Annotated in this window: 7 protein-coding genes and 1 rRNA gene; all 8 read left to right on the forward strand. The window is 39.8% G+C overall.

Features of this window, described 5'->3' with window-relative positions:
• Positions 1–114: 114 nt before the first annotated feature.
• Positions 115–1251: a DNA polymerase III subunit beta gene (gene dnaN / locus ACIQXR_RS06535; RefSeq protein ID WP_402869915.1), complete on the forward strand. Its 1137-nt coding sequence runs from the start codon at positions 115–117 to the stop codon at positions 1249–1251.
• Positions 1252–1463: 212 nt separating this feature from the next.
• Positions 1464–1676, forward strand: a complete 213-nt coding sequence (gene yaaA, locus ACIQXR_RS06540) for a S4 domain-containing protein YaaA (protein ID WP_402869913.1) — start codon at positions 1464–1466, stop codon at positions 1674–1676.
• Positions 1677–1697: 21 nt separating this feature from the next.
• Positions 1698–2816 (forward strand): DNA replication/repair protein RecF, encoded by a 1119-nt coding sequence (gene recF / locus ACIQXR_RS06545; protein ID WP_402869912.1) that lies wholly within the window; start codon positions 1698–1700, stop codon positions 2814–2816.
• Positions 2817–2828: 12 nt separating this feature from the next.
• Entirely contained in the window at positions 2829–3080 is a 252-nt protein-coding gene (gene remB / locus ACIQXR_RS06550; protein ID WP_402869910.1) for an extracellular matrix regulator RemB, read from the forward strand.
• Positions 3081–3153: 73 nt separating this feature from the next.
• Entirely contained in the window at positions 3154–5079 is a 1926-nt protein-coding gene (gene gyrB / locus ACIQXR_RS06555; protein WP_402871286.1) for a DNA topoisomerase (ATP-hydrolyzing) subunit B, read from the forward strand.
• 95 nt (positions 5080–5174) lie between these two features.
• On the forward strand, positions 5175–7754 hold the full coding sequence (gyrA, locus tag ACIQXR_RS06560; RefSeq protein WP_402869908.1) for a DNA gyrase subunit A: 2580 nt from the start codon (positions 5175–5177) through the stop codon (positions 7752–7754).
• Between the two features lie 277 nt (positions 7755–8031).
• On the forward strand, positions 8032–9027 hold the full coding sequence (locus ACIQXR_RS06565; protein ID WP_402869907.1) for an HD-GYP domain-containing protein: 996 nt from the start codon (positions 8032–8034) through the stop codon (positions 9025–9027).
• Between the two features lie 310 nt (positions 9028–9337).
• Positions 9338–9403, forward strand: a 16S ribosomal RNA gene (locus tag ACIQXR_RS06570); the annotation flags it as partial.

Below are 9403 nucleotides of genomic sequence, written 5' to 3' on the forward strand. Positions count from 1 at the left end.
GCTTCAACCGGGTTATCCACATATCCACAAGCCCTACTACTATTACTACTATCTTTTTTAAATAAAATTATTAATAAATATGCCATTTAGGCAATTAAAATTGGAGGATGGAACATGAGATTCGTAATTCAAAGAGATCGATTAGTTCATAGTGTCCAAGAAGTAATGAAAGCTATCACATCGAGAACGACGATTCCTATTTTAACGGGGATAAAAATAAGTGTGACAACAGAAGGAGTTACATTAACAGGAAGTGACTCGGATATTTCCATACAGTCATTTATTCCAGCTGAAGTAGATGGTGATGAAATCGTCGAAGTTAAAAGCAGCGGTGGAATTGTCCTTAATGCACGCTTTTTCAGTGAAATCGTCAAAAAACTACCGATGGATACAGTAGAAATCGAGGTCCAAAATAATTTTCAAACGATCATCCGGTCTGGTAAAGCTGAATTTAACTTAAATGGATTAGATCCTGAAGAATATCCTCATTTACCGATCATTGAAGAAGAAAATATCTTCAAACTTCCAACGGATCTTTTAAAAACACTGATTCGTCAAACCGGGTTTGCAGTGTCCACCTCAGAAACACGACCTATCTTAACAGGTGTAAACTTGAAGGTTCAGGATGACGAATTAACCTGTATTGCAACAGATAGCCATAGATTGGCCATGAGGACAGCTAAAATTGAGAACAAGATTAACGGAGCTTATAGTGTCGTCATTCCAGGGAAAAGCCTAAGCGAGTTAAGTAAGATTCTGGATGATACGAATGAACTTATAGAAATCGTCATCACGGATAACCAAGTCTTATTCAAAGCAGAAAACCTATTGTTCTTCTCACGTCTACTTGAAGGAAACTACCCGGACACTTCCCGATTGATTCCAACCGATAGCAAAACGGATGTGACAGTCCATACAAAAGACTTCCTGCAAGCGATTGATCGGGCATCTTTATTAGCTCGAGAGGGAAGAAATAATGTGGTTAAACTAACAACCATAGAGGGTCGCATCATCGAAGTGTCTTCCAATACACCAGAAATAGGTAAAGTGAGCGAGGAAGTACAAGCTGAAGCCATCGAAGGGGAAGACTTGAAAATATCCTTCAGTGCAAAATTTGTCATGGATGCATTAAAGGCATTAGAAGGATCCGATATCAAAATAAACTTTACTGGTGCTATGCGTCCATTTGTCATCCGACCGTTACATGATGAATCAATGCTCCAATTAATCCTGCCAGTAAGAACTTACTAAAATAATATTTCACAAAATTAAAGACCTGCTACCGGGTCTTTAATTTTTTAGCCCAAATGTATGGGGAGACAAGGATTAGCCAAGACTGCAACCTATGCAAAGAAGGTACAATCTGTTAAATAAAGGATAAGCAAAAGCTATACTTTGTCTTAATCCAATTTATTTAGTAAAATAAAGTATTAAAGACTACTTAGAAATGAGTGAGGCACCTAATGGACTCAATAAAAATAAGCACGGAATATATTACGCTAGGACAATTCTTGAAGTTGGCCGATTTAATTCAAAGCGGCGGCATGTCAAAATGGTTTTTAAGCGAATATGAGGTTTTCATCAACGGCGAATTAGATGTGAGACGAGGCAGAAAGTTACGGTCAGGTGATAAAATCGAAATCCCTGAATTCGGCACCTTCACAATAACAAGCTAAAACATAAGGGAAGAGCGGATTATGTACATTGAAAAAATAAGTTTGAAAAACTACCGCAACTATACCGAATTAGACCTTACCTTTGAAAATAAGGTCAATGTAATCCTTGGGGAAAATGCCCAAGGAAAAACAAATGTAATGGAATCCATTTTCGTATTAGCAATGGCAAAATCCCACCGTACCTCAAATGACAAAGAACTTATTCGCTGGGATGAAGAGTATGCTAAAATAGAAGGCAGAGTAAGAAAGAGAAATACATCAATCCCACTTGAGCTGACCATTTCGAAAAAGGGTAAAAAGGCGAAGTGCAACCATATTGAACAGAGAAAATTAAGTCAGTATGTCGGCAATATGAATGTGGTCATGTTTGCTCCTGAGGACTTGAATCTCGTAAAGGGAAGTCCTCAAGTCAGACGCCGTTTTATAGATATGGAAATTGGCCAGGTTTCTCCTGTATACCTTCATGATATGAGCCAATATCATAAAATACTTCAACAAAGAAATCATTACTTAAAGCTTCTGCAGACCCGTAAACAAAAGGACGAGGCGATGCTTGATGTATTAACTGACCAGATTATTCAGTATGCAGCGAAAATTGTCGAAAGAAGGTTTCACTTTCTTTCTAAGCTTCAGCAATGGGCAGAGCCGATTCATTCAGGGATCTCCAGGAATCTAGAAGTATTGAAAATCCAATATAAGCCGTCGCTTGATGTATCAGAATCCATGAATTTGACGAAAATAATAGAAGTATACACAGAAAAATTTGATAAAATAAAGGCAAGAGAAATTGAGCGGGGCGTAACCTTGATAGGACCTCACCGGGATGATTTGACTTTTTATGTAAATGACCGTGATGTCCAGACCTATGGTTCCCAGGGACAGCAGCGTACGACTGCGTTATCTTTGAAACTTGCTGAAATTGAATTGATTCATGAGGAAATCGGTGAGTATCCGATTTTACTATTGGATGATGTGTTATCGGAACTTGACGATTATCGTCAAACTCATTTACTAAATACGATACAAGGAAAAGTGCAGACGTTTGTGACGACACCTTCTATCGATGGAATCGATCATCAAACCCTCAGAGAAGCGTCCACCTTTTATGTGAGTCAAGGCAGTATAAAAAAGCTTAAATAACGAGGTGAAAGCATGTATCTCCATATTGGTGAGGATATTCTTGTGAAAACGGATGATATCATAGCTATTTTAGATAAAAAGATGCTTCACTCCTCTCCCATAATCGATGAATTCTTGGAGAAAAGGGTAGATGTGATCTCTCATTTAACAAAAAACTCGATTAAATCGATTGTAGTGACAGAAAAGCAGGTCTATTATTCACCGCTTGCCTCGGTCACCCTGAAAAAACGCTCGCTGCAGTCACCTTCCTTAATCGATGAATAAATGCTCTATAGATTATTGTTATCCTTTAAAGTGATAAATGCCAAAAGAAAAGTGTAGGTGGATACGTATGACAATGGAACAAAAAGAAGTACAAGCTCAGGCATACGATGAGAATCAGATACAGGTTTTAGAAGGCTTAGAAGCAGTACGTAAGCGTCCCGGCATGTATATCGGTACCACATCTGCAAAAGGACTTCACCATCTTGTTTGGGAAATTGTCGATAATAGTATTGATGAAGCGCTAGCAGGTTTTTGTGATGAAATAAAAGTGACAATTGAAAAGGACAACAGTATTACTGTTGTCGATAATGGTCGTGGTATACCAGTGGGTATACATGAAAAAATGGGTCGTCCTGCAGTAGAAGTAATCATGACTGTACTTCATGCTGGCGGGAAGTTCGGCGGCGGAGGCTATAAGGTTTCCGGAGGTCTGCATGGTGTAGGTGCCTCAGTCGTAAATGCCCTATCGACAGTGTTAGAAGTATTTGTTCATCGTGACGGAAAAATACACTATCAACAATTTAATCGTGGTGTACCTAAAGAGGACCTAAAGGTTATCGGAGAAACTGACCATACGGGTACAACGGTCCACTTTGTTCCGGATAAGGAAATATTCACGGAATCCATAGAATATGATTTTGATACGCTGGCAACTCGTATCCGAGAGCTCGCTTTCCTAAATAAAGGATTGAAGCTGATCATTGAAGATAAGCGTGAAGAAGAGGAAAAAATCAAGGAATTCCACTATGAAGGTGGAATTAAGTCATATGTAGAGCATTTGAACCGTTCTAAAGAAGTACTCCATGAAGAACCCATTTTCATGGAAGGCGAAAAAGATGGCATTTCTATCGAGTTAGCTCTTCAATACAATGATAGCTATATTAGTAACCTTTTTTCTTTTGCCAATAATATTCATACCTATGAAGGCGGTACGCATGAATCAGGTTTCAAGACTGCGTTGACCCGCGTAATCAATGATTACGCTAGGAAAAACGGACTTTTGAAGGAAGCGGATAATAATTTCTCTGGTGAAGATGTGCGTGAAGGATTAACCGCAATCATATCGATTAAGCACCCTGAGCCCCAATTCGAAGGGCAAACGAAAACAAAACTGGGGAACTCTGAAGTCAGGACTGTAACGGATTCCATTCTTTCCGAAAGGTTGGATTCCTTCTTATACGAAAACCCTGCAGTCGCCAGAAAAATCATAGATAAAGGGCTTATGGCTGCAAGGGCAAGAATGGCTGCCAAGAAAGCACGTGAGTTAACAAGAAGAAAAAGTGCATTGGAAGTCTCCAATCTACCGGGTAAACTGGCGGATTGTTCGTCCAAGGATCCTAGTATCAGCGAATTGTACATCGTGGAAGGAAACTCTGCCGGAGGATCTGCCAAACAAGGCCGTGACCGCCACTTCCAAGCTATTTTGCCACTACGGGGTAAAATTTTAAACGTTGAAAAAGCGCGATTGGATCGAATTCTTCATAATGAGGAGATTGGTACGATTATTACTGCACTTGGAACGGGTATTGGCGATGAATTCAATATTGAAAAGGCAAGATATCATAAAATTGTCATCATGACCGATGCGGATGTAGATGGTGCCCATATTAGAACGTTGATGCTGACATTCTTCTACCGCTATATGAGAAAAATCATCGAATATGGTTATATCTATATCGCCCAGCCACCTCTTTTCAAGATTCAACAGGGGAAAAAGGTGGATTATGCCTATAATGACCGGGAGCTTGAAACAATAATGGCAAGCCTTCCAAGCACACCGAAGCCTAACCTACAGCGCTATAAAGGGCTGGGGGAAATGAATCCAGAACAACTATGGGATACGACCATGAGCCCTGACACGAGAACGTTGCTTCAGGTTAGTTTAAAAGATGCCGTTGAAGCGGATGAAACGTTCGAGATGCTCATGGGGGATAAGGTTGAACCACGTCGAAATTTCATTGAAGAAAACGCGATTTATGTAAAAAATCTAGATATTTAATTTGTTTAACAGGATGATCTTATATCCTGTTCTTTACATAGTTCACGACCCGATCCAAAAATGAAAGTATAAGCTTTATAAAGGAGGTTGGCTCCATGTCAGAAATAGAAAGATCAGGTGTGCAAGAGATAAATATAAGCAAGGAAATGCGGACGTCCTTTTTAGATTATGCCATGAGTGTTATTGTAGCTCGGGCTTTGCCTGATGTAAGGGATGGCTTGAAACCGGTGCACCGGAGAATTCTTTATGCAATGAATGATCTTGGGATGACGTCGGATAAACCATTTAAAAAATCAGCCCGTATTGTAGGTGAAGTAATCGGTAAGTATCATCCTCATGGTGATTCTGCTGTGTATGAAACGATGGTCCGGATGGCGCAGCCCTTTAACTATCGTTATATGCTTGTCGACGGTCATGGGAACTTCGGATCTGTCGATGGTGACCAAGCGGCTGCAATGAGGTATACGGAAGCAAGGATGTCGAAAATATCGATGGAATTGCTTCGTGATTTAAACAAAGATACGGTTAGCTTCCAAGATAACTATGATGGTTCGGAAAGAGAGCCTGCTGTTATGCCGGCTCGTTTCCCGAACTTATTAGTGAATGGTTCTTCAGGGATAGCTGTCGGAATGGCAACCAATATCCCTCCTCACCAATTAGGTGAGGTAATTGATGGCGTATTGGCATTAAGTAAAAATCCAGAAATTACGATTCCAGAGTTGATGGAACACATTCCTGGACCCGATTTCCCGACTGCAGGGCTTATATTAGGCCGGAGTGGTATCAGGAAAGCCTATGAAACAGGAAAAGGTTCAATCATTCAACGTGCTAGAGTTGAAATCGAAGAGAAATCCAATGGTAAACAAGTCATTATTGTTAAGGAAATCCCTTATCAAGTGAACAAGGCAAGATTGATAGAAAAAATTGCCGAGCTTGCTCGGGATAAGAGGATTGAAGGCATAACCGATCTACGGGATGAGTCGGATCGTAACGGTATGAGAATTGTCATGGAGCTTAGGAAAGACGTAAATGCGAATGTCCTCCTAAATAATTTATACAAACATACTGCCATGCAAACGACTTTTGGAATTAACCTGCTTGCTTTGGTAAACGGTCAGCCTAAGGTCTTGAACTTGAAGGAATGCCTGTATCATTACTTGGAACATCAAAAGATTGTCATTCGTCGTAGAACGGAATTTGAACTGCGTAAAGCGGAAGCTCGGGCCCATATACTAGAGGGATTACGAGTAGCACTTGATAATTTGGATGCAGTCATTGCATTAATCCGTGGTTCACAAACTACTGAAATAGCTAGAGAAGGGTTAATGACTCAATTCTCGCTTTCAGAAAAGCAAGCCCAAGCTATTTTGGATATGCGTTTACAACGCTTAACTGGTTTGGAACGAGAAAAAATTGAAGAAGAGTATCAAGCCTTGATGGCATTGATCGCAGAATTCAAAGCGGTCTTGGCCAATGAAGAGAAGGTTCTTGAAATCATTCGTGAAGAGCTTCTAGAAATAAAAGAGCGTTTCAATGATAAGAGGAGAACTGAAATTACATTAGTAGGCTTTGAAAGTCTGGAAGATGAGGATTTAATCCCTGAAGAAAATATTATCGTGACCCTAACGCATAATGGATATATCAAAAGGTTACCTGCCACTACGTATCGTAGTCAAAAACGTGGAGGGCGAGGCATACAAGGTATGGGTACAAATGCTGACGACTTTGTCGATCATCTGTTAACGACATCGACTCACGATACATTATTATTCTTCACCAATAAAGGGAAAGTCTATCGTTCTAAAGGATATGAAATACCTGAATATGGACGGACAGCAAAAGGGCTCCCTCTTATCAATCTGTTAGAAGTTGATAAAGGAGAATGGGTCAATGCAATCATCCCAGTGAGGGAATTCACTAATGATTGGTACTTGTTCTTCACAACAAGACACGGTATATCTAAGCGTACACCGTTGTCATCCTTCGCTAATATCCGAAATAATGGATTGATAGCTGTAGGTCTCCGTGAAGATGATGAACTGATTTCGGTTCGACTCACGAATGGCGAAAAGCAAATTATCATCGGTACTAAAGCGGGAATGATGATTCGTTTCCCAGAAACCGATGTCCGTACAATGGGACGTACAGCTGCTGGGGTAAAAGGAATTTCCTTAAGAGCCTCCGATGAAGTAATCGGCATGGAGATTTTGGAAGAAGATGAAGAAGTACTGATTGTTACGAAAAATGGTTATGGAAAGCGGACAAACGCTGAGGAATACCGTATCCAAAGCCGTGGTGGTAAAGGTATCAAAACTTGTAATGTCACAGAGAAAAACGGTGAGCTTGTTGCCGTGAAAACCGTTACAGGGGAAGAAGAAGACTTGATGCTGATTACAGCTGCCGGTGTATTGATCCGAATGGAAGTTGAAGGAATTTCTAAGACAGGTCGTAATACACAGGGTGTTAAGCTCATCCGTCTTGAGTCTTCGGAAAATGAATATGTTTCGACTGTGGCTATCGTTGGACGTGAAGAGGAAGAAGAAGAACTTCTTGAACCAGTAGAAGGCATCGATGAAGATGCTCCTGTTGAGGAGTCAGTTCAAGACGCTGGTGAAACTGCAGTGAACGATGAAACTGAAATAGATGTAGATACAGATACAGATACGGAAGAATAAAAAGGTGTAGCAAAGGGGACCCAGGCTAATTTAGCTGGGCCTTTTTTTGTTGTACATACACCAATGTGGTTATAAATGCCTAACTTATTTTTTGAATCATTGAATGATTAATAGGTAATTTATCATAAAAAGATGGATATCTCTATAATTTTCTAGTAAAATAGTCTGTGTTAAATAACTGTTACAGAGGTGAACAGTTTTGCTGGTGAAAACCGACTTTTTAGTAGAAGGTTGCATACTTTCAAAAGATATTAAGGGATACATGGGCCACCCTATCATGAACAAGAAAACGATATTGACTTCTGAATTGATAGAAGTCTTGAAAGTCTTCTTAATACAAGAAGTTAGTGTTGAAAAGATGTTGATTGACGGAGAAAGATTTATCCCGAAGGAAATCATTGATAAGGAACTAGACGATACAGAAGATTCCTCCGACTTCATCACCCACTATTTAAAAACTGTCCAAACCTATAAGCAGCTTTTTAAAAATTGGCAGGCAGGTAGTAAAGTCGAAGTGGCCATCATTCGGTCGTCTCTTATCCCTCTAGTGGTTAAAGCATTGGAAGAACCTAGTGCTATCCTGAAGCTTCATCATTACAGCAATAAAGAAGATTATATCTATCACCATGCTATATCAACTGGCTTAATAGGAGCACTCATCGCGTTTAAAATGAAATGTGAGTTAGCTGATATCTACCAAGTAGCTCTTGGTGGGTGCTTGGCAGACTGTGGGATGGCCAAACTCCCCCCCAGCATTTTCAATAAAGCCACAAGCTTGTCTTTGGAAGAGAATGAAGAGGTCCAGAATCACCCCATTTCCAGTTATCAAATGATTAAAGATAGTTCAATCATTACGGATAGCGTGAAGCTAGCAGTACTAGAGCATCACGGGAGGTTGGATGGGAGCGGGTATCCTCACAAGATGAGAGCGAAAACCATGCATCTATTCTCGAAAATAATAGCAGTGGCGGATGTTTTTCATGCAATGACATCCGAAAGAGTCTATAGAAAGAAACAGCCGCCGTTCAAAGTAGTGGAAATGATTCTCCATGATAGTTTTGGCCAATTTGACATTACGGTCGTTCAAGCGCTTTTAGCTTGCTTCTCCAGTTTTGCGGTTGGGACCAAAGTCAAATTAAATGATGGTTCCATAGCTGAGATCATGTTCATAAATGCTAATTCACAAACTAGGCCACTGGTTCGTTTATATGATAATGGTGATATAATTGATTTGGGATCCAATAGGGAAATATATATAGAGGAAATCCTATAATTTATGGGTAGCTTACTAGATTAATTAGTAAGCCTCCTTATAAAAGGGTGACGATTCAAGGTGAACCTATTGGTCATTTTATTTTATTTTAAAATAACACTTGCAATTAGTAGCGATAATAGATATACTAATTAAGTCGACAGCGAGTTAATGAAAAGTTGTTGACAACAAATAATATATTTGATATATTATTAAAGTCGCTTCAGGGCGATTGAATAATTGCTCTTTGAAAACTGAACAAAACAAAGCGCCAACGTAAATTTTGAGTGAGCACACACTATAAAAAAGCAAAATGAGCAAGTCAAACATTTCTTCGGAGAGTTTGATCCTGGCTCAGGACGAACGCTGGCGGCGTGCCTAATACATGCAAGTCGAG

This window comes from Peribacillus sp. NPDC097224, from assembly GCF_044761985.1.
In the GTDB taxonomy this organism is placed as follows: Bacteria; Bacillota; Bacilli; order Bacillales; family DSM-1321; genus Peribacillus.

Coding starts and splice junctions, on each gene's coding strand:
- dnaN (WP_402869915.1), top strand. CDS start 115: ATGAGATTCGTAATTCAAAGAGATCGATTAGTTCATAGTGTCCAAGAA.
- yaaA (WP_402869913.1), top strand. CDS start 1,464: ATGGACTCAATAAAAATAAGCACGGAATATATTACGCTAGGACAATTC.
- recF (WP_402869912.1), top strand. CDS start 1,698: ATGTACATTGAAAAAATAAGTTTGAAAAACTACCGCAACTATACCGAA.
- remB (WP_402869910.1), top strand. CDS start 2,829: ATGTATCTCCATATTGGTGAGGATATTCTTGTGAAAACGGATGATATC.
- gyrB (WP_402871286.1), top strand. CDS start 3,154: ATGGAACAAAAAGAAGTACAAGCTCAGGCATACGATGAGAATCAGATA.
- gyrA (WP_402869908.1), top strand. CDS start 5,175: ATGTCAGAAATAGAAAGATCAGGTGTGCAAGAGATAAATATAAGCAAG.
- ACIQXR_RS06565 (WP_402869907.1), top strand. CDS start 8,032: ATGAACAAGAAAACGATATTGACTTCTGAATTGATAGAAGTCTTGAAA.